Source organism: Cryobacterium luteum, assembly GCF_900110125.1.
In the GTDB taxonomy this organism is placed as follows: Bacteria; Actinomycetota; Actinomycetes; order Actinomycetales; family Microbacteriaceae; genus Cryobacterium; species Cryobacterium luteum.
In genome coordinates, this window is record NZ_FOCN01000008.1 from 53,765 (window position 1) to 73,400 (window position 19,636).

17 protein-coding genes are annotated in these 19,636 nt (G+C 66.4%); 1 reads left to right on the plus strand and 16 read right to left on the minus strand.

Annotation, left to right across the window (positions count from 1 at the left end):
- Positions 1-7: 7 nt before the first annotated feature.
- The 16 genes from BMW72_RS09845 to BMW72_RS09920 all read right to left on the minus strand — a co-directional run bounded on the left by BMW72_RS09845 (position 8) and on the right by BMW72_RS09920 (position 18,314).
- Positions 8-574: a cell division protein SepF gene (locus BMW72_RS09845; protein ID WP_092110055.1), complete on the minus strand. Its 567-nt coding sequence runs from the start codon at positions 572-574 to the stop codon at positions 8-10.
- A gap of 32 nt (positions 575-606) precedes the next feature.
- The gene (locus BMW72_RS09850) at positions 607-1,329 is read right to left on the minus strand and encodes a YggS family pyridoxal phosphate-dependent enzyme (RefSeq protein WP_092110057.1); all 723 of its coding nucleotides are present in this window, start codon (positions 1,327-1,329) and stop codon (positions 607-609) included.
- 105 nt (positions 1,330-1,434) lie between these two features.
- Positions 1,435-2,640 carry a cell division protein FtsZ gene (gene ftsZ / locus BMW72_RS09855; protein WP_092110059.1) on the minus strand — a complete coding sequence of 402 codons (1,206 nt, stop codon included), beginning with the start codon at positions 2,638-2,640 and terminating at the stop codon, positions 1,435-1,437.
- A 235-nt stretch (positions 2,641-2,875) separates the two neighbouring features.
- Positions 2,876-4,168: a cell division protein FtsQ/DivIB gene (locus BMW72_RS09860; protein WP_092110061.1), complete on the minus strand. Its 1,293-nt coding sequence runs from the start codon at positions 4,166-4,168 to the stop codon at positions 2,876-2,878.
- A gap of 7 nt (positions 4,169-4,175) precedes the next feature.
- Positions 4,176-5,585, minus strand: a complete 1,410-nt coding sequence (murC, locus tag BMW72_RS09865) for a UDP-N-acetylmuramate--L-alanine ligase (RefSeq protein ID WP_092110063.1) — start codon at positions 5,583-5,585, stop codon at positions 4,176-4,178.
- A gap of 83 nt (positions 5,586-5,668) precedes the next feature.
- Positions 5,669-6,763 (minus strand): UDP-N-acetylglucosamine--N-acetylmuramyl-(pentapeptide) pyrophosphoryl-undecaprenol N-acetylglucosamine transferase, encoded by a 1,095-nt coding sequence (locus BMW72_RS09870; RefSeq protein ID WP_092110065.1) that lies wholly within the window; start codon positions 6,761-6,763, stop codon positions 5,669-5,671.
- Positions 6,760-8,139 (minus strand): putative lipid II flippase FtsW, encoded by a 1,380-nt coding sequence (gene ftsW / locus BMW72_RS09875; protein ID WP_092110067.1) that lies wholly within the window; start codon positions 8,137-8,139, stop codon positions 6,760-6,762. Before ftsW ends, BMW72_RS09870 begins: the two co-directional genes overlap by 4 nt.
- A 5-nt stretch (positions 8,140-8,144) precedes the next feature.
- Complete coding sequence (gene murD / locus BMW72_RS09880) at positions 8,145-9,671, minus strand: UDP-N-acetylmuramoyl-L-alanine--D-glutamate ligase (protein ID WP_241984050.1); 1,527 nt, start codon at positions 9,669-9,671, stop codon at positions 8,145-8,147.
- The gene (mraY, locus tag BMW72_RS09885) at positions 9,671-10,762 is read right to left on the minus strand and encodes a phospho-N-acetylmuramoyl-pentapeptide-transferase (protein ID WP_092110071.1); all 1,092 of its coding nucleotides are present in this window, start codon (positions 10,760-10,762) and stop codon (positions 9,671-9,673) included. Before mraY ends, murD begins: the two co-directional genes overlap by 1 nt.
- Entirely contained in the window at positions 10,759-12,168 is a 1,410-nt protein-coding gene (locus tag BMW72_RS09890) for a UDP-N-acetylmuramoyl-tripeptide--D-alanyl-D-alanine ligase (protein ID WP_092110073.1), read from the minus strand. The genes mraY and BMW72_RS09890 overlap by 4 nt, the downstream gene beginning before the upstream one ends.
- A complete protein-coding gene (locus BMW72_RS09895; RefSeq protein WP_092110075.1) occupies positions 12,169-13,713 on the minus strand; it encodes a Mur ligase family protein in 1,545 nt (514 codons plus the stop codon).
- A gap of 15 nt (positions 13,714-13,728) precedes the next feature.
- A complete protein-coding gene (locus BMW72_RS09900; protein ID WP_092110077.1) occupies positions 13,729-15,552 on the minus strand; it encodes a peptidoglycan D,D-transpeptidase FtsI family protein in 1,824 nt (607 codons plus the stop codon).
- 27 nt (positions 15,553-15,579) lie between these two features.
- A complete protein-coding gene (gene ftsL / locus BMW72_RS09905; protein ID WP_092110079.1) occupies positions 15,580-16,152 on the minus strand; it encodes a cell division protein FtsL in 573 nt (190 codons plus the stop codon).
- The gene (gene rsmH, locus BMW72_RS09910) at positions 16,149-17,120 is read right to left on the minus strand and encodes a 16S rRNA (cytosine(1402)-N(4))-methyltransferase RsmH (RefSeq protein WP_092110081.1); all 972 of its coding nucleotides are present in this window, start codon (positions 17,118-17,120) and stop codon (positions 16,149-16,151) included. The genes ftsL and rsmH overlap by 4 nt, the downstream gene beginning before the upstream one ends.
- A gap of 99 nt (positions 17,121-17,219) precedes the next feature.
- Positions 17,220-17,651 (minus strand): division/cell wall cluster transcriptional repressor MraZ, encoded by a 432-nt coding sequence (mraZ, locus tag BMW72_RS09915; protein ID WP_092110083.1) that lies wholly within the window; start codon positions 17,649-17,651, stop codon positions 17,220-17,222.
- A gap of 285 nt (positions 17,652-17,936) precedes the next feature.
- The gene (locus tag BMW72_RS09920; protein ID WP_092110085.1) at positions 17,937-18,314 is read right to left on the minus strand and encodes a DUF3040 domain-containing protein; all 378 of its coding nucleotides are present in this window, start codon (positions 18,312-18,314) and stop codon (positions 17,937-17,939) included.
- Between the two features lie 118 nt (positions 18,315-18,432).
- On the opposite strand from BMW72_RS09920, the gene BMW72_RS09925 reads away from it, so the two are divergent.
- The gene (locus tag BMW72_RS09925; RefSeq protein WP_092110087.1) at positions 18,433-19,623 is read left to right on the plus strand and encodes a polyprenyl synthetase family protein; all 1,191 of its coding nucleotides are present in this window, start codon (positions 18,433-18,435) and stop codon (positions 19,621-19,623) included.
- Positions 19,624-19,636: the final 13 nt, after the last annotated feature.

Genomic DNA, 19,636 nt, shown 5'->3' on the forward strand with positions numbered 1-19,636 from the left:
CTTAAGTCTAGCCTTGCGCGAAGAAGGAGCTGTCCTCAGCGCCCTCTTCGGTGGTGCTATCGCCGGAGACGACGACGTGGGACGGCGACAGCAGGAAGACCTTGGCGGTCACGCGCTCGATCTTGCCGTACAAGCCCTGCGACAGGCCGCTCGCGAAGTCGATGAGGCGGCGAGCATCGCCGTCGCTCATCTGCGACAGGTTGATGATGACCGGGATGCCTTCGCGGAAGGATTCGGCGATGACCTGGGCGTCCTTGTAGGCGCGCGGGTGAACCGTGAGAATTTCATTCATTTCGGACGCAGCCACATCTTGGGGGGTCGAAGTCTTGCGCAGGGGGGTCACCGGCGCACGCCCGGCATGGTTCTGGGCCGCACTGGAGTGAGCGGCACTGTCGTGTCCGCGTGCCGGGACGGCACTGACGTGATTGGCACCAGCGTGATTGGCACCAGCCTGATTGGCACCGGCGTGACTCGCGGAGCCGTTGTTGTTGGACGTACCGGCGGGCGCCTGGTACTCCAGCTCTTCGTCTGCCAGACCCAGGTAGACCATGGTTTTCTTGAGCGGGTTGGACATGTCGACCTCCGTGTTGGTTTGCTACTTCGAGATTAACCGAGCACCGGACGATTGCCGGTGATTGCGGTGCCAATTCTTAGGTGTGTCGCCCCTTCGAGCACGGCCGCCGCATAGTCCTGGCTCATGCCCATGGACAGTGCGGTGGCGGCCGGCGCCTGGGTGCGAATCTGTTCGCTGAGGTCACGCACCCGGGCGAAGGCCCGGCGCGGCTCTGCACCGATGGGAGCCACGGCCATGAGGCCGAGCAGGCGCAGCCCGGGGGTGGCGAGAACGTTGTCGACGAGGGCTGAAATCTCCAGCGGATGCACGCCACCGCGCGCGGCATCATCGGTGAGATTGACCTGGATGAAACAGTCGACGTTCGACTCGTCCGACCCCAGTGCGGTGACGAGGGACGCACGATCAACCGAGTGGATGACGTCGGCATAGGCCCGCACCTGGCGCGCCTTTTTGCCCTGCACCTGCCCAACGAAGTGCCAGACGAGGTCGAGATCGACCAAGGCAGCAGCCTTGGCCTGCGCTTCCTGATGCCGGTTCTCCCCCACGTTGCGCACGCCGAGAGCGTAGAGCTGCTCGATCAGGGACACCGGATGGAACTTGGTGACGACGATCGTGGTGATGCCGGCCGGGTCGCGATCGGCCACACGGGCGGCGTCGAGAATACCGGCGCTGACCGCGCCCAGGCGGGTGGACAGATCCCCCGGCGCTGTGCTGCTCGGTGCCGGTTCTGCGGGGTCCGCGTGCGGAAGTGCCATGCTCAAGCTGCTCTGTTCGTGAGGTCGGTTTCGGTGCAGGTGACAAAAACGCTGCATCCCAGGGCCGACAGCGATGCGCCGGCCCCGGGACTGAAACACGTCGACCTATTTGAGGAAATCAGGGATGTCCAGATCGTCAGCCTCTTCTTCAAAGGCCGGGTCGGCTACGGTCACGCCGCTGGCGGAGTCCGAGCCACCCCAAACGGAAGCCGCGAGCTCGCCATCGCTATAGCTGCCCGAGTCGGTCGACGGGGCTCCGGCAGCGCTGCCAGCGGATGCTCCGGCCGCCGCCGTTCCGGCACCGGCAGCGATGCCTGCCGCGACGAGGTCGGCGCGCCGCACCTCGACCGCCTTGGCACCGGGCTCTCCGCCGTCGAAGCCGGCGGCGATGACCGTGACCCGCACCTCGTCACCGAGGGTGTCGTCGATGACGGCACCGAAGATGATGTTGGCTTCGGGGTGCACAGCCTCTTGCACGAGGCGAGCCGCGTCGTTGATTTCGAAGATACCGAGGTTGGATCCGCCCTGGATGGACAGGAGCACTCCGTGAGCGCCGTCGATCGATGCCTCGAGCAGGGGCGACGCGACGGCGAGTTCGGCCGCCTTGATCGCCCGGTCGGCCCCGCGAGCCGAGCCGATGCCCATGAGGGCCGATCCGGCGCCCTGCATGACCGATTTGACGTCGGCGAAGTCGAGGTTGATCAGGCCGGGGGTGGTGATCAGGTCGGTGATGCCCTGCACACCGGCGAGAAGCACCTGGTCGGCGGTCGCGAAGGCTTCGAGCATGCTGATGCCGCGGTCGCTGATCTCGAGCAGACGGTCGTTGGGCACGACGATGAGGGTGTCAACCTCGTTCTTGAGCGAAGCGACACCGGTTTCGGCCTGCGCCTGGCGACGCTTGCCCTCGAAGCCGAAGGGCTTGGTGACCACACCGATGGTGAGAGCACCGATCGACTTGGCGATGCGGGCGACGACGGGGGCGCCACCGGTTCCGGTTCCACCACCCTCTCCCGCGGTAACGAAGACCATGTCAGCCCCGGCAAGGGCCTCTTCGATCTCCTCGGCGTGATCCTCGGCTGCGCGGCGACCCACTTCGGGGTCTGCGCCGGCACCGAGGCCGCGGGTGAGGTCGCGACCGACGTCGAGTTTGACGTCGGCGTCGCTCATGAGCAGAGCCTGGGCATCCGTATTGATGGCGATGAACTCGACACCGCGGAGGCCAAGTTCGATCATGCGGTTGACGGCGTTGACGCCACCACCGCCGATGCCGACAACCTTGATGACGGCTAGATAATTTTGATTGTTTGACACGTCCGGCCTCCGGGTGGAACTCTAAACCTCTAGTCGAAGTTTAAAGTTATGCTGAGTATGCAATTCCTGATTACGAAAGTATGCGGACCCGGCGCGTCGCTGGGGAGGCGCGCCCGCGTGTCGCGAAGAACTCGCCGAATCTCTGCCGCACTGATCGTGACCGCACCCAGAATGGCAGCCGCTACGCGAATCCGGTAGCGGCTGCCGAAAGCGGGCGCCATCGCAGTCGCCGCGACTAACGCAGTACGGCGCTGTCGGGTGAGGAGACGTCGTACTCATTGACGGTGCCGGCCGGGTGACCGATGAGCAGGGCCGCGAGCACGACCGCTTTGTACTCAGATTTCTCCGGGCTGCCCCAGACCACCCGTTCCCCGCCAAGCAGGCTCAGGGTGACGTCGTCCGTGGTGACGGCGGTCACCGAATCCAATTGAACACGGATGCTGTCCGGCAGCACGGCGAGCACCGCAGCGGCGGCCTTGAACCCCGCGCTGTCGATGCCGTCCGGCGCGTCGACCAGCGGGTACCCCACGGTGCGTTCCGGCGTTGTCGCGATGACAACGCCGGCGGCATCGACCAGGTCGAATCCGGTCGGGCCGGCCAGCACCCCCACGGGCACCCGCTCGATGATGCGCACCACCAGTGTGCCGGGCGGGCGGCTCTCGGTGACGTAACTCTGGATGAGCGTGAACTGCGACAGCGCACCCTTGACCACGTCGGCATCGATGAGCGGCAGCGGGGTTCCGAGTTGGTCGGCGAGGGCGGCCGAGACGTCCGTCGCCGGGATGCGGCTGGTTCCGACGACCTCGATCGTGCGCAGGGCCATCAGGGGTGAGTAGGCCGCACCGATGATGAGGCCGAAGGCGAGCACGATCGAGCTGAGACCGACGATCCACGCGGTGCGCCGCCGCCGGGCGCGCCCGGTGAACCGGCGCACCTCGGCGCGTTCGAATCGCTTACGGGTACGCTGCGCCGCCCGCAGCACCGACCGGGCCGCTCGCGCGCCCGCCGTGCCGCCGGACCGCTGTGTCGTCGGCTCCGCCTTCGTGGCCGGCTCGGCTCTCGTGGCCGGCTCGGCCCTCGCTGCCGGTACCGCAGAAGCAGTCGGCCGCAGCGTCGGCGTGGGAACAACCGTGATCGGCGAAGCGGATGCGCCTCCCCCGGTGAGCAGGATCGGTTCCGTCGTCGTGTCCGAGGGGTCGAAGGCTCTCGGCGTGCGGGCAGGGTCGGTGCCGCCGCCGCGGCGCGCGCGCTTGGGCTTCGTCGCATCGGGCTTCGTCGCGCCGGGCTGCGTCGTACCGGGCTGCGTCCCGCCGGGCTGCGTGCCGCCGGGCTGCGTCGTCTTCGGCGGCCGCACCGTCGGTGCAGAAGCGTCAGGCGAGGGCCGCGGCTCGGGCGTCGGCTTGGTGCGCGGCGCCTTCGCTCCCGCTTTATCGGCCGCTGTCGCGGCCCGTTTTGCCGCCGAAATCGCCGGCCGGGCCGGCTCGGGCGGCGGCTGCGCCGGGCGGTCGAAGCCGGCCGGCCGCCTCACCGTCGCCTCATCCGCGAACCGTTTCGAGGGCGGCGAGCAGCTGCGGCACGATGCGGTTGACGTCGCCGCAGCCGAGGGTCACGACGAAATCACCGTCGCGGGCGATGCTGGCCAGGTAGTCGGCGGCATCCTGCCAGTCGGGCACGTAGGCGACGTGGGACGGGTCGCGGAACTTTTCCGAGACGAGCGCACCGGTGACGCCGGGCTCCGGGTCTTCGCGGGCGCCGTAGACGGCGAGCACGATGGTCTGGTCTGCCGAGGCCTCGAGGGTGTCGGCGAATTCCTGGGCGAACAGCCGGGTGCGGCTGTACAGGTGCGGCTGGTGCACCGCGATGATGCGGCCCTCACCCACGACGGTACGGGCCGCGGCGAGGGCTGCGGCGACCTCGGTCGGGTGGTGGGCGTAGTCGTCGTAGACGCTGACGCCGCCGACCGTGCCGTGCAGTTCGAACCGACGCTGGGTGCCGCCGAATCCGGCGATGGAGTCGAGGCTGGCCACCGGGTCGAAGCCGAGGCCGACCAGCACGGCGAAGGCTCCGGCCGCGTTGATGGCGTTGTGCTTGCCGGGGATGCGCAGGGTGGCGCTGTAATCCTGGCCCTGCCAGGCGACGCTGAAGCTCACCGGCCCGGTCGTGGTGATGGAGTGCACCCGAACGGTGGAATCCGGGTGCTCGCCGAACGTGATCACGCGGGCCGCGGCATCCGCTGCTGTGATCGCCTCGGTGACCCGCACAGCGCCGACATCGTCGGAGGAGATGACGACGAGTTCGGTCGCCTTGCGGCTGAATTCGACGAAGGCGGCCTCGAACGCTTCGAGCGAGCCGTAGTGGTCGAGGTGGTCGGGGTCGACGTTCGTGACCAGCGCAACCGCTGTGTGGTACAGCAGAAAGGAGCCGTCGGATTCGTCTGCTTCGACCACAAACAGGTCGTCGGCGCCGCCCGCGGAGCTGACCCCGAGGGATTCGATCACGCCGCCGTTGACGAAGCTCGGGTCCTGGCCGAGGCCGAGCAGCCCGGTGACGATCATGCCGGTCGACGTGGTCTTGCCGTGCGCGCCAGCCACCGCTACCAGGCGCTGGTCCCGAATGAGCCAGGCCAGGGCCTGGGCGCGGTGCAGCACCGGAAGTCCGCGTTCATTCGCGAGCACGTACTCGGGGTTGTCCTGCCAGAGGGCGCCGGTGACGACGAGAGTGTCAGCCGCGCCGACGTTGGCCGCGTCGTGCCCGATGAACACGGTGGCACCGAGGTCGCGCAGCGCCTGCACGTTGGGCGATTCCTTCGCGTCAGAGCCGGTGACGGTGTAGCCACGGTTGAGAAAGAGGCGGGCGATGCCGCTCATACCGGATCCGCCGATGCCCACGAAGTGCACACGTCCGAGCTGGTCGGGGATGGTGAGGGTGAGGTCTGGTTTGATCACGGTGGTGCGCTCTTCTCGATTGCAGCCAACAGATGTCGGCTAGTAAATGTGCAGCCAATAAAACAGGTCGTGCGGGCACTACGTTACGCGTGCGGCCGCTCGCGCGGCGACGCGAGGGCGCCGTGAACGAGGTCGAGCATGCGGGCCGTTCCGTCGCGCACACCAACGGATGCCGCTCCCCGCGCCATAGCCGCCACCTTCGCCCGGTCACCCAACAATGTCACCAGCTCACCCTGAACCCAGGCCGGCACGAAGTCGGCGTCGTCGACCAGCAGGCCCCCTCCGGCTGCCAGCACAGGCGAGGCATTGAAGCGTTGCTCCCCGTTGCCGACCGGGTAGGGCACGTACACGGCGGGGATGCCGAGCGCACACAGTTCGCTGACCGTCGCCGCACCCGCTCGGGTCACGGCAAAATCGGCCGCGGCGAGAGCGAGGTCCATCCGGTCGCAATACGCGACCAGGTGATAGTCGGGCAGACCGGGGTCGACCACCTCAGCTTTGAGGCCGGTGATGTGGAGCACCTGCCAGCCGGCGGCGGCGAGAGCGGGGGCGCACTCGACCATGGTGGCGTTGAGTCGGCGTGCGCCGAGCGAGCCGCCGGTGACGAGCAACACGGGTCGGTGCACACTGAGATTGAAGAACCCGAGCGCCGCATCGCGGGTCGACGAACGGTCGAGTTCTTCGATTTCGGGCCGCAATGGCATGCCGACGAACCGGGCGTGCCGAATGGGGGTGCCGTCGAAGGCGACACCGACATGCCGGGTCAGCCGGGCACCGAGCTTGTTGGCCAGCCCCGGCTTGGCGTTGGCCTCGTGGATGACGATCGGCACCCCGGCCCGCCGGGCGGCGAGGTAGGCGGGCGTCGAGACGTAACCGCCGAAGCCGACCACCACATCGACGTGACGCGAGCGCAGAACCTGCGCGACGGCGTTCACCGCGGCGGCGAAGCGCGGCAGAAAACGTACGGCGGCCGCGTTCGGCCGGCGCGGAAACGGAACCCGGGGTACGACGATGAGCTCATAGCCGCGGGCCGGCACCAGGCGCGCCTCGAGACCCTCACTGGTGCCGAGAACGAGGACCGTGGCATCCGCTTCACGCGCACGGATGCGGTCGGCGACCGCGAGCAGGGGGTTGACGTGGCCGGCGGTTCCGCCGCCTGCCAAAAGGTACGTGGTCATGCCCGGTCAGCCTCGATGAAGTCGTTGGGGGGTTCGCTCGAACGGTCGCCGCGGGCAAAGGACAGTACGATTCCGATCGCGACGAGGGTGGTGAGCAGAGCGGTACCACCGGCCGAGATGAGCGGCAGCGGCACCCCGAGCACGGGGAACACTCCGAGCACGACGCCGATGTTGACGAAGGCCTGGCCGATGATCCAAACCATGGCGGCGGCGGTCGAGACCTTCGCCTGCACGGTCGTTGCCGTGCGCATGATGCGGAGGAAAGCGAAGGCCAGCAGGATGAACATGCCGAGCACTACGACGCAGCCGATCAGGCCGAGTTCCTCGCCGATGATGGCGAAGATGTAGTCGTTGTCGGCAGCCGGCAGCCACGACCATTTGGCCTTGGAGTTGCCAAGGCCCACACCGAGCACTCCCCCGTTGGCCAGCGCCCAGGTGCCGTGCAGGGGCTGCCAGCAGCTCTGCGAAATCTCCCCACTCAGCTCGGTGCAGCCCTCGTTGAGAAAACTCATGATGCGGGTCAGCCGGTTGGGGCTCGCGATGGCCAGCACGACGGCACCGCCAACCCCGATCAGCAGTGGCACAGCGAGCAGGCGCAGCTTGACTCCGGCGAAGAACAGCGCCCCGAACAGGATGCCGGCCATGATCATCACCGTGCCGAGGTCACCGCCGATCATGACGAGCAGCACCGCGCTGCCGCCGACCCCGAACACCGGGATGAACACGTGCTTCCAGTCGTCGAGCTGGTGCTGTTTTTTTGAGAGGATCACGCCGAGCCAAATGACCAGGGCCACCTTGATGCCCTCAGACGGCTGGAACTGGATCCCGAAGATGTTCAGCCAGTTGGTATTGCCTCCGGTGCCGCGTCCGAGCCCGGTCGCCACGACCAGAAACTGCAGAAAACAGGTGATCACGAGCGACGGCCAGGCCACGCGCTGCCAGAAGGCGAGCGGCAGGCGGCTGACGACGAGCATGAGCGGGATGCCGATCAGGGCGAACATGCCCTGCCGCAGCAGCCCGCCGAAGAAGCCCATGTCGGCCAGAAAGGAGTCCACCGACGACGAGGACAGCACCATGACGAGACCGAAAATGACCAGGAACAGGGTGGTGCCGAGCAGCAGAAAGTAGTTGCCGCCTTCGGCTTTGAACACCCGACCCAGGTTGATGCGAACCTGCGGCCCGGCCGGGGTGTGCTCCGCCGCCGGTTTCGTGGGTGCGGCGAACGGCCGCCCGCCTGCAGCCTGGCGCGCCCCGGGGGTGGGTCGGGAAACGCGAGACGGCGTGCTGCCCGGTTGGTGAGCCACCGGCCCGAGGCGCCCGGCGGAGGGGCGCGAGACGGGGTTACGCGAAGCGGGGTTGCGCGGCACCTGTACCATCCGCGTCACCTGCCTAGAAGTTCGTGTACTGCCTGATTGAAAAGCCGGCCGCGTTCGGCGTAACTCTCGAACTGGTCCATCGACGCGGCCGCCGGTGCGAGCAGCACCGTGTCACCGGCCCTGGCGATTCGAGCTGCCAAGCGCACCGCCGCCGTCATCACCGCTTCGGTACCGTTCGATCCGCTGCTGTTCGATCCAGTGTCGTCCGGGTCGATCTCGAACACGGTCAGGTCGGGGGCGTGTCGCGCGAATGCCTCGCGCAATGCCAGGCGATCGACGCCGATGATGATCGCGCCGCGCAGGCGACCGACGTGTTTCTGCACGAGCTCGTCGATGTCGACGCCCTTGAGCAGCCCGCCGACCAGCCAGACGACCGACTCGTAGGCAGCGAGGGAGGCGTCGGCGGCGTGCGGGTTGGTGGCCTTGGAGTCGTCGACCCATTCCACGCCGTCGCCGACGGCGACGGTTTCGATGCGGTGCGCGTCGAGGTGGAAGTCTTCCAACGCCGTGTGGATGGTGGCCGGCAACACCCCGTACGACCGGGCCAGGGCGCTCGCGGCGAGCACGTCCATGATCACGTGCGGGGCACCGAGGCCGGCCTCGACGAGGTGCGGCACGGTGGTCAGCTCGAGGGCGCGTTCGAACCGGTCCTCGAGAAAGGCCCGATCACAGACGATACCGTCGACGATGCCCAGTTCGCTCGGTCCGGGCACGCCGAGGCCGAACCCAATCGCCCGCGCGCCGTCCTGAACGTCGGCCTCCTGCACCATCGTGAGGGTCGCGGCATCCGCCGTGTTGTAGACGCAGGCGACGGCGGTGTTCAGGTACACCTTGGCTTTGGCGGCGCGATAGGCGGCGGCGGAACCGTGCCAGTCGAGGTGGTCGTCGGCGACGTTGAGGCAGAGGCTGGCCCAGGGTGCCAGAGCACCCGGTCCGCTCTGCGGCAGGTGGTGCAGTTGGTAGCTCGAGAGTTCAACGACGAGCACGTCCCAGCCCTGTGGGTCACGAATGGCGTCGAGTACGGGCACACCGATGTTGCCGCAGGGGGCGACGCGGCTGCCGTGGGCGGCGAGCATGGTGGCGGTGAGCTGCACGGTGGTGGTCTTGCCGTTGGTGCCGGTCACCAGCATCCACTCGGCCGGAGCACCGACCTTGTCGCGCAGCCGCCAGGCTAGTTCGATGTCGCCCCAGACCGGCACGTCGTGTGCGGCCGCCCAGTTGAGCAGCGGGTGGTCGGGATGGAAGCCGGGCGAGACGATGATGACCTCCGGATGCTGCGCCGCGAGCTCCGCAGGCACCTCGCGCAGGTCAGCCTGCACGAACGGCACCCCCAGCACGTCGAGCAGGTCGAACCGTTCGTCGGGTCCGGGTGAGGCCAGAACGAGCACGTTGGCGCCGAGTTCGGCGAGGGTGTCGGCGGCGGCGAAACCCGTCACGCCGAGGCCAAGGACGGCCACGCGCAGACCGCTCCAGTCGGCGTGCCAGCTGGTGAGCAAATCCAGACGGTCGGGTGAGGCAGCGTCAACACTCACTAGCGCGACAGCCATTCGAGGTAGAACGAACCGACGCCGGCGGCGACGAGCAGTCCGCCGATGATCCAGAACCGCACGACGACGGTGACTTCGGCCCAGCCCTTGAGTTCGAAATGATGATGGATCGGACTCATCAGGAAGATGCGTTTACCGTGAGTGATTTTGAAGTAGATGCGCTGCACGATCACCGATCCGGCTTCCATCACGAACAGGCCGCCGATGAGCACGAGGAGCAGTTCGGTGCGGCTGAGGATCGCCAGGGCGGCCAGGGCGCCGCCGAGGGCGAGCGAACCGGTGTCGCCGAGGAAGATCTTCGCCGGTGAGGTGTTCCACCAGAGAAAGCCGATCAGGCCGCCGACGATGGTCGCGGCCACGATGGCGAGGTCGAATGAGTCGGGGCCGAGGTAGCACTTGTACTGGTCGGCGGCATCCGCTCCTCCGAAGCAGCTCTGGTTGGACTGCCAGAAGCCGATCACGACGAAGGATCCGATGGCGAAAATTGAGGCCCCGGTGGCGAGGCCGTCGAGACCGTCGGCGACGTTGACGCCGTTCGAGGTCGAGGCGACAATCAGGCAGATCCAGAGCAGGAACACAGCGACGCCGATAGTGGTGCCGAGTTTCATGAAGTCGAGCGGCAGGTCGCGAATGAACGAAATGCTGGTCGATGCCGGAGTCTGGCCGTTGCGGTCGGCGAATTGTAGGGAGAGGATGCCGAAGGCACCGGCGACGATGACCTGCCCGAGCACCTTGGACCAGCCGCCGAGGCCGAGGCTGCGCTGATTGCGGGTTTTGAGGAAGTCGTCGAGAAAGCCGACCAGTCCGAGGCCGACCATCATGAACAGTACGAGCAGCGGCGACGGCGTGAACGGTCGTTGTTCGATCAGCATGGCGGTGAAATAGCTGATCAGAACGCCCAGGATGATGATGATGCCGCCCATGGTGGCGGTGCCGCGTTTGGCGTGGTGGCTTTTGGGGCCGTCGTCGCGAATGAACTGGCCCCAGCCGAATTTCTTGAACAGTCGGATGAACAGCGGCGTCAGAAACAGCGTGAACGCGAGGGAGAACGCGCCGGACAGCAGAAGGACTCTCACGAGAACAAGTCTCCCAGTCGATCGCCGAGAAATCGCAGACCCGCGGAATTGGACGATTTCACCAGTACCGTATCTCCCGGATTCACGCTGTTGCGCACCAGTTCGAAGGCTTCGTCCGGCGTGTCGACATAGGCCGATTCGCCGTCCCAGGATCCCTCGTTGATGGTGCTGATGTGCATGCGACGCGCACCCTGACCCACCACGATCATCTGGGAGATGTTCAGACGTACGGCGAGCAGGCCGATGCGATCGTGCTCCTCACCGGCCAGTTCTCCGAGTTCGGCCATCTCACCGAGCACCGCGATGGTGCGTCGGCCGGGGGTGCCGATCTGGGCGAGCGTCTTCAGTGCGGCGCTCATCGAGTCGGGGCTCGCGTTGTAGGCGTCGTTGATAACGGTGACATCGTCTTTACCGCCGAGCACCTCCATGCGCCAGCGTTCGGCCCTGGTGGTCGCTTCGAGTGCGGCGACGATGTTCGTCAACGACACCCCGAGTACCTCGGCGGCGGCGGCGGCAGCCAGCGCGTTCATGACGTGGTGCTCGCCGAGCACCGGGAAGGCGACCGGGGCGCTCTGCCCGTCGGCGAGGTGCAGGGTGAAAGTGGTACCGGTGCGTCCGGGGTGCAGGTCGCTCGCGCGCACGTCGACCTGGCCATACTCGCCGAAGCGAACGACGCGGGCGGGGGTGAGCGCGGCCATCTGCGCGACGCGCGGGTCGTCGGCGTTCAGCACCGCGACATCCGTTTCGAGAAGGTCGGTGACCATCTCCGACTTGGCGCGCACGGTGGCGTCGAGGTCGCCGAACTCGCCGGCGTGGGCGAGCCCGATGGTGAGCACGATGCCGACGTCGGGCCGGGCCAGGCGCACGAGGTGCGCGATGGCGCCTTCGCTGCTGGCACCCATCTCGATCACGAGGAACCGGGTGTCGGCGGTCACTTCGAGCATCGTCATCGGCGCGCCGACCTGGTTGTTGAAGGATCCGCGTGGGGCGACGGTGGGACCGACCCGTTCGAGCATGCTGCGCAGCAGGTTCTTCGTCGTGGTCTTGCCGTTGGACCCGGTGACGGCCACAATTTTGAGCGCTCCGGCTGCGCGCACCCGCGCGACGACCGCGGCGGCCAGGTCGCCGAGCGCGGCGACAGCATCGGTGACGACGATCTGGGTCACCGGCAGGTCGAGCAGTCGTTCAACGATGAGCAGTGCGGCACCGCGCTCAGCGGCGATGGGCGCGAACAGGTGCCCATCGGTGACCGCTCCGGGCTTGGCGACGAAGATGGAGCCGGGTTCGATCAGCCGCGAGTCAGTCTGCACCGAACCGTCGACGAGGTCGGTGTGTGCAGCGCCGGCGGTGAGGTGCAGCGCACCGTCGACGGCCTGGCTCATCTCGGCCAGGGAGAGGGCGATCATTTACAGCCACCCTGCGTCGCGCAGTGCCTGGCGGGAATCTTCTCTGGCCGAATACGGCAATTTCACGCCTTGTACCTCGTGGTAATCCTCGTGGCCTGGGCCGGCGTACAAAATGGTGTCTCCTTCGTGTGCGAGTGACAACGCCGTGCGGAATGCCGCACGCGGGTTGGCCACTTCGTAGAACTCGCCGTCTGGCACGGCGTCGCGCGCTGCCGCCAGCAGCACGGCACGGATGCTCGCGGCATCTTCGAATCGCGGGTGAAAGTCGGTCACGACCACGATATCGCTGCCCTGGGCGGCAATGCGGCCCATATCGGCGCGTTTCGTGGTGTCGCGGTCGCCGTCGGCGCCGAACAGCATGATGAGCTTGCCCGGGGTGAATTTGCGCAGGGCCGCGAGCGTGTTGAGAAAAGCGTCGGGGCTGTGGCCGTAGTCGATGTAGACGAGCGGGCCTCGATCGCCGGAGATACGCTCCGCGCGCCCAGGGATGAAAGCCACGATGCCGCCGTCCCGACGGAGCGTGTGCGCGATCGCGTCGAGGTCGAACCCGCTCTCGACGAGCATGACGATGGCCAGGGCGGCGTTGGCGGCCATGTACCAGCCGAGCAGCGGCACCCGGGTGTGCAGGCGGCGACCGTCGGGGCCGTCGAGTATGAACTCGGTGTGGCTGGCGGATTCACCGACCACGGTCATGCGCCAGTCGGCGTCCACATCGGCCCGATTGGTGATGGTCGTCACCGGGATGCGACACTCGTCGGCGAGGCGCCGGCCCCAGTCGGTATCGACGGTGACGACGCCGCGGTGTGATCGGTCGGGCTGGAACAGCTCGAGCTTGGCCTGGAAGTAGTCGTCCATCGCCGCGTAGTCATCGAGGTGGTCGTGGCTGAGGTTGGTGAACGCGGCGACGTCGAAAACGAGGCCGTCGACCCGGTAACGGCTCAGCGCCTGCGCCGACACCTCGATGCCGACGGCGCGCACCTCAGCTTCGTTCATGCGGGCCAGCAGTGCGTGCAGCTCACTGGCCTCCGGGGTGGTCAGCGCACTCGTGACGGCGAGGTCGCCGATGCGGCGTTCCGCAGTGGAGGTCAGCCCCGAGACGACGCCGAGCTGGTTCAGGATGCCGAAGAGCAGGTAGACGACGCTGGTTTTTCCGTTCGTGCCCGTGACGGCGAACAGGGTCGCCGGGTTGTCGGCGGTGCGGTAGACCCAGGCGGCGACAGCGCCGAGCGCGGCGCGGGCATCCGGTGTCACGAGCACGGGCAGACCGCTGGCTGCAGCGAGCGAAACGCCGGCCTCATCGGTCAGGATGGCCACAGCTCCGGCCTCGGCGGCGGCCTCGGCGAAGGCCGCGCCGTGCCGGTGCTGGCCGGGGACGCCGACGTAGAGGTCGCCTGGCTGCACCGTGCGCGAGCTCAGGCTCACACCGGTGACTTCGAGACCGTCGATGTCTCCACGTAGTTCTAGATCAAATTCGGCAACCAATCCCGACAACGACCGCGGAACGGGGTGCTCGGGACGGAGAGCCGACGGCGCCAATTCAGACACGCAGGGCTCGCTTTCTTACCAGGTGGAAGGGAGGTCAGGCGCAGTCGCGCCCGAGGGAACCGCCCGGTACTTTTTCAACACCTGGCTCATGATCTCCTGGAAGACCGGAGCCGGTGCGGCAGACGTATTCAGTTTAACAGGGTCGGCGATGCTGACCGAGACGACATACTGCGGATCGTCGGCGGGAGCGAAGCCCGATACCGAGACCAGATACCCGTTGGAGTACCCGCCCTTGCCGTCGGGCATCTGCGCGGTTCCGGTTTTGGCCGCGACGCGATACCCCGGGATATTCCACTTACTCTGTACCCAGCTCTTCTGGTACACCATTTCGAGTATGTCGCTCGTGTCGTTCGCCGCGCTCTCCGACAGCACCCGGGTGCCGGTCGCATCCGGCACGTTGGTCACAGTGCCGTCGGACTGGCGGCAGCCTTCCACCAGTTGCACCGGCATCCGCACGCCGTCGTTGGCGATGGTCTGGTACATGCTCGAGACCTGCAGGGCCGTCGTGGTCAGCCCCTGCCCGAACATGGTCGCGTAGCTGGTCTGGTTGTCCCACTCGCCGGCGGGATGCAGGATTCCGCCATCTTCGCGGGGGAACCCGGTTTCGGTGGCGCTGCCGACGCCGAAGGCTTTCATGTAGTCGTAGCGCTGCTGATCGGTGAGCAGTTCGCCGAACTTGGACATGCCGGTGTTGCTGGAGTCGATCAGCACACCCGTCATGGTCATCTGTTGGTCGGGGTGTGAGTGGCTGTCGTTGATGTTGGCGCCGTTAGACGGCAGATAGCGGTACGGCGCCACGACACCCGTTCCGAGCGTTGCGACGCCGGCATCAAGAACGGATGCCGCGGTGAGCGCCTTGAAGGTCGAGCCGGGTTCGAAGGACTGCGTGAACGCGCGCGAACCGCGATCGTCGGGGTTCTCGGTGCCGCCGACGTTGTTCGGGTCGACCGAGGGATAGTCGGCCACGGCGAGAAGCTTGCCGGTCTTGGCGTCCTGCACGACCGCGGTCGCCCAGGCCGCCCCGGTCTCCTGCGCCCGCGCCGCGAGGGTCTGCTGCACGAACCACTGCAGGTCGGAGTCGATGGTGGTGACGACGTCACCGCCGTCGACCGCTGCGGTGCTCGTGACGCTGCTGCCGGGGATGCGCACCCCGTCGGCACCCTTCTCATAGGTTTCCGAGCCATTCGTGGAGGCCAGGCAGGCATCCTGCCCGGACTCCAGGCCGGCCTGCGGCACCCCCTCCCCCGACAGAAAACCGAGCACGTTTCCGGCGACGGCTCCGTTCGGGTATACCCGGCTCGGGCTGTTCTCGGAGTAGGTCCACGGAATGTGGAGGTCCTGCACGGCGCGCAACACGTCGACGTCGACCTTCTGGGCGATATAAGCGAAGTTCGCCTTGGCGTTCGCTTCGAGTGCCGTCGACAAGGTCAACAAGATGGCATCACCGGTCTGGCCGGTCGCCGCACCGATTTCGGCAGCGGCCTCAGCCACCGAGATCTCCACCTTCTCACCGTCGACGATGCGCTTGAACGGCGTCGCGTTCACCGGGGACATGGTGATGTTGTAGCGCATGACCGTTCCGGCCAGTACGACGCCGTTGGCGTCGACGATCTCGCCCCGGGAACCGTAGACGACCTGACCGACCGAGCGGTTTCCCACGGAGTCGGCGGTGAGCGAATCGGCCTGCACCACCTGAATATCCACGAGCCGCACCAGGAACACGCCGATCACCGCGAACAGCACAGCCACGGTGAAGAAGGTGCGGCGACGGCTGGACCGGGAATTGGTCGGGTTGCTTCGGGTGCCGGTCGTACGGGCACTACTGTTGCGCACGCTCATCTGCCCATCATGGTCGACTCGAGCAAACTATCGGGTAGTGGGTGCCGCGAGTCCCGCAGGAACTACCGGGGCGCTCGTGATCGTCACGGCACCGCTCGTCGCGGCCGCGTCATCGGGAAGCTGGGTGAGCAGCGTACTGCCGGTCAGCAAGGCGTTGGGCACGAGGCTGGCCGCTCCGGCCTGCGAACCCGACGCCGAGGCCGGAGCGCCCGAAACAGCGCCGTTGGACAGGCGCAGGTAGACGGGGTTGGAGTTGGTGACCATACCGAGTGCCTCGGCGTTGGCGGCCAGGCTTTGCGGGGACGACACCCGCACCAGGTCTTCGCTCACGCTTGCGGCCGTGCGGCCCAGCTCGGACTGGCTCGACTGCAGGCTGGAAATCTCGTAGGCGCCCTGGGAGATTCCGACGCTGAGCAGCAGCTGCGCGACGATGATTGCGGCCATGCCGGCCACCGCGGTGAGGGCGTAGAAGATGCGCGGCCGGGCCCGGCGGCTCGGGGCGGGCGCGACGAGTCGAAAGCCGCGGCGGGCCGGCGCAGCGAACGGTTCACGTTCACTCGACTCGTGTTCGATGAACGCGCGTGCCAGGTTGTCGCTCATGCGGCGGCCCTTCTCAGTCTTTCAGCGGCGCGCAGCCGAACCGGCGTCGCGCGGGGGTTGAGTGCCTTTTCTTCGTCGGACGCCAGTTCGGCACCGCGCAGAAGCAGGGAAAAGAGCGGTTTGTGTTCGGGCAGTTCCACCGGAAGCCCGGCGGGTGCCGTTGAACCGGATGCCGCGGCGAGGGCACGCTTGACGATGCGATCCTCGAGCGACTGGTAGGCCATGACGACGATGCGACCGCCGACGGCGACCCGGTCGAGCGCGGCGGGAATGGCACGTTCGAGCACGGCCAATTCCTGGTTGACCTCGATGCGCAGGGCCTGGAACACCCGTTTGGCCGGGTGACCGAGTCGCTGGATGGCGACCGGGGTGGCCTTGGTGATCACGTCGACGAGCTGGGCCGACCGCACGAAGGGCGTCGTTTCGCGAGCTTCGACGATGGCTTTCGCGTAGCGCGCGGACAGTTTTTCCTCGCCGTAGTCCTGAAAGATGCGTTTGAGATCGCGTTCGCTGTAATCGGCGAGGATGCTCTCAGCGGTCAGGCCGGCGGTGCCGTCCATGCGCATGTCGAGCGGGGCATCCTTGGAGTAGGAGAAGCCGCGTTCGACGCGGTCGATCTGCAGGGAGGAGACGCCGAGGTCGAACAGTATGCCGGCGACCTCGGTGATGCCGAGGCCGTCGAGGGCCTCGCCGATGCCGTCATAGACGGTGTGCACGAGGTGTACCCGGCCTGCGAAACCTTTGAGGCGTTCCTCGGCGATGGCGAGGGCCTCGGTGTCGCGGTCGAGGCCAACGAGAGTCAGGTCGGGAAAGCGCGACAGAATCGCTTCGGCGTGGCCGCCCATGCCGAGTGTCGCGTCGACGAGCACGGCGCCGGGCCGTTCCAGCGCGGGTGCGAGCAGTTCGACGCAGCGTTCGAGCAGCACCGGGGTGTGGATTTCATTGCTGGGAATATTGTTGCTGGCCATAATGCCGGGAAAGTCCGTGAGGCCTGATTCCCCTCCATTTCGTCCTGGCACCGGGGAAGTGTGTCAGGGCAAAAACGGCTGGGAGTCAGACGTCAGGGGCTAGAAGAGTCCCGGAATCACCTCCTCCGTCGTGTTGGCGTACGAGGTTTCCTGCTCGGCGAGGTACGTGGCCCACGCTTCGCTGTCCCAAATCTCGACACGGCTGCCAGCACCGATGACGGTCAGTTCCCGGTCAAGCCCCGCATAGCTGCGCAGGTTGCCGGGGATGGTGACGCGGTTTTGTTTGTCCGGCGTTTCTGAACTCGCCCCGGACAGGAACACCCGGAGGTAGTCGCGCGCTTGCTTGCTCGTGACCGGAGCCTGGCGGATCTTGTCGTGCAGAGTCTCGAATTCGCGGGTGCTGAACACGTAGATGCAGTGTTCCTGTCCCCGCGTCATCACCACGCCGGTGGAGAGTTCGTCCCGAAACTTCGCGGGAAGAATGATGCGACCTTTTTCGTCGAGCCGGGGGGCGTAGGTACCAAGGAACACGCACCACCCCTTTCTTCCGGCCAGATTCAGGTCTTACTCCACTTTACTCCACCTTCAACCACCAACCTAAGATTTAGCGACTATTTTCGCGATTTGTCATGATTTATTCCCGAATTCACTGCGATCTGCCAGTGGAGGAAAATGGAGCGTGTTTCATCAAAAAACCTGACGCCGCCCTGGTTTTGGGCATAAAAAAAGGGCCGATCAGATGATCGGCCCTGCGAAACAGCTTTTCTATGGAGTTATGGGAGCCCGATGGAGGGGCCGGGTTTCGAAACGGTCGAGTTACTGACCGTCTTGACGACGATCCCACCGATCATTGAGGCGATCCATGAAGCCCTGGTTTGACTTGGCTTGCGCCGGGCGACGACCGGGAGCGGATGGTCCAGGTACGGACCGAATGGCCTTGCCGGGCGTCACAGCGATGAGCACACCACCGAACATGACGATGAAGCCAAGAATCCCCAGCCACAACTGCGCGATGGCAACTCCGGCGATGAGTGCCACGATGCCGGCGACGGCGAGCAGAACGCCGATCGCGATGGAACGATAGTTCGGACGAAGCCTCGACGCTCCAACGCTGGCGACGAAGTCGGCATCGTTGTGATAGAGGCTTCGCTCCATCTCTTCAAGGAGTCGCTGCTCCTGTTCCGAAAGCGGCATCTCATTCCCTCCAGTTACGGGATCGAGCGGGTGGGTTGACATAATCGACCGGACAAGCTCAAATCAGTTAAATCTAACTGCCCAATTCTAACCCCGCCGTGATGGCTAGGCTATACGGGTGCCCGAAAGCAAACGCCTGGTCGATCTGGTTCAATCCCGCATCGACGAGTACCTCATGTCCCGCGAACCAATTGTGACCCTGATCAGCTCTGATTTGGCTCCTCTAATCGACTACTCACGGCAGTTTCTCAGCGGTGGAAAGCGCTTCAGGGCCCAGTTTTGTTACTGGGGTACCCAGAGCATTCTGGCCCCGGATTCCCGACCGGAGCCGGGCCAGCCGACGGTGAGCGCATCATCGGATTCCGCGGTCGACCGGGGGGGCGCATCCGCTGCCCTGGCACCCCCCGCGACCGGGCTGACGGCGGGGCCGGAGGCGGTGGTGTCGGCCGCCAGCGCACTGGAGATTTTTCATGCCGCGGCGCTCGTGCACGACGACATCATCGATAATTCCGACACTCGTCGCGGTGCGCCGAGCGCTCATAAACTGTTCGAACGTTTGCACGAGAATGAGGGCTGGGCCGGCGATCCGGTCTCGTTCGGGCGGGCGTCGGCGATTCTGCTCGGCGACCTGCTGCTCGGCTGGAGCGATGAGCTGCTCGACGAGGCGCTCTACGACCTCACCGATCGGGTCTCGGCCCGGCGGGCGCGGCTGGAATTCAACCACATGCGCACCGAGGTCATTGCCGGACAATACCTCGATATTCTCGAGGAACGCGCCTGGCTGGCCCAGCCGGAAGCGGAGCTGCTCGACCGGGCCCTGCGGGTGATCGTCTACAAATCGGCGAAGTACAGCGTTCAGGCGCCGCTCGTGATCGGGGCGGCGCTGGCCGGCGCCACGGACGCCCAGCTCAACGCCCTGCGCGCATTCGGCCTGCCGCTCGGCATGGCCTACCAGCTGCGTGATGACTTGCTCGGCGTATTCGGTGATGCCGCGGTGACCGGCAAACCGAGCGGTGACGACCTGACCGAGGGCAAGCGCACGGTGCTGATCGCCCTGGCACGGGAGCGGCTCGACGACGCCGACCGCGCGTCGCTCGACGCTCAGCTCGGTGACCCCACGCTCGATGCCGGCAGCATCGCTGCCCTGCAGCGGCTCATCACCGCCAGCGGTGCCGTCGACCGGGTAGAGACACTCATCGAATCGCAGGTCGCTGAGGCCATTGCGTCGCTGCGGTTCGCGCCGATCAGCGCCGAAGCCAGGCAGAACCTGCTGGACCTGACCGAACGGGTCACCCGCCGCGCGTTCTGAGCGGGCGCTGTTC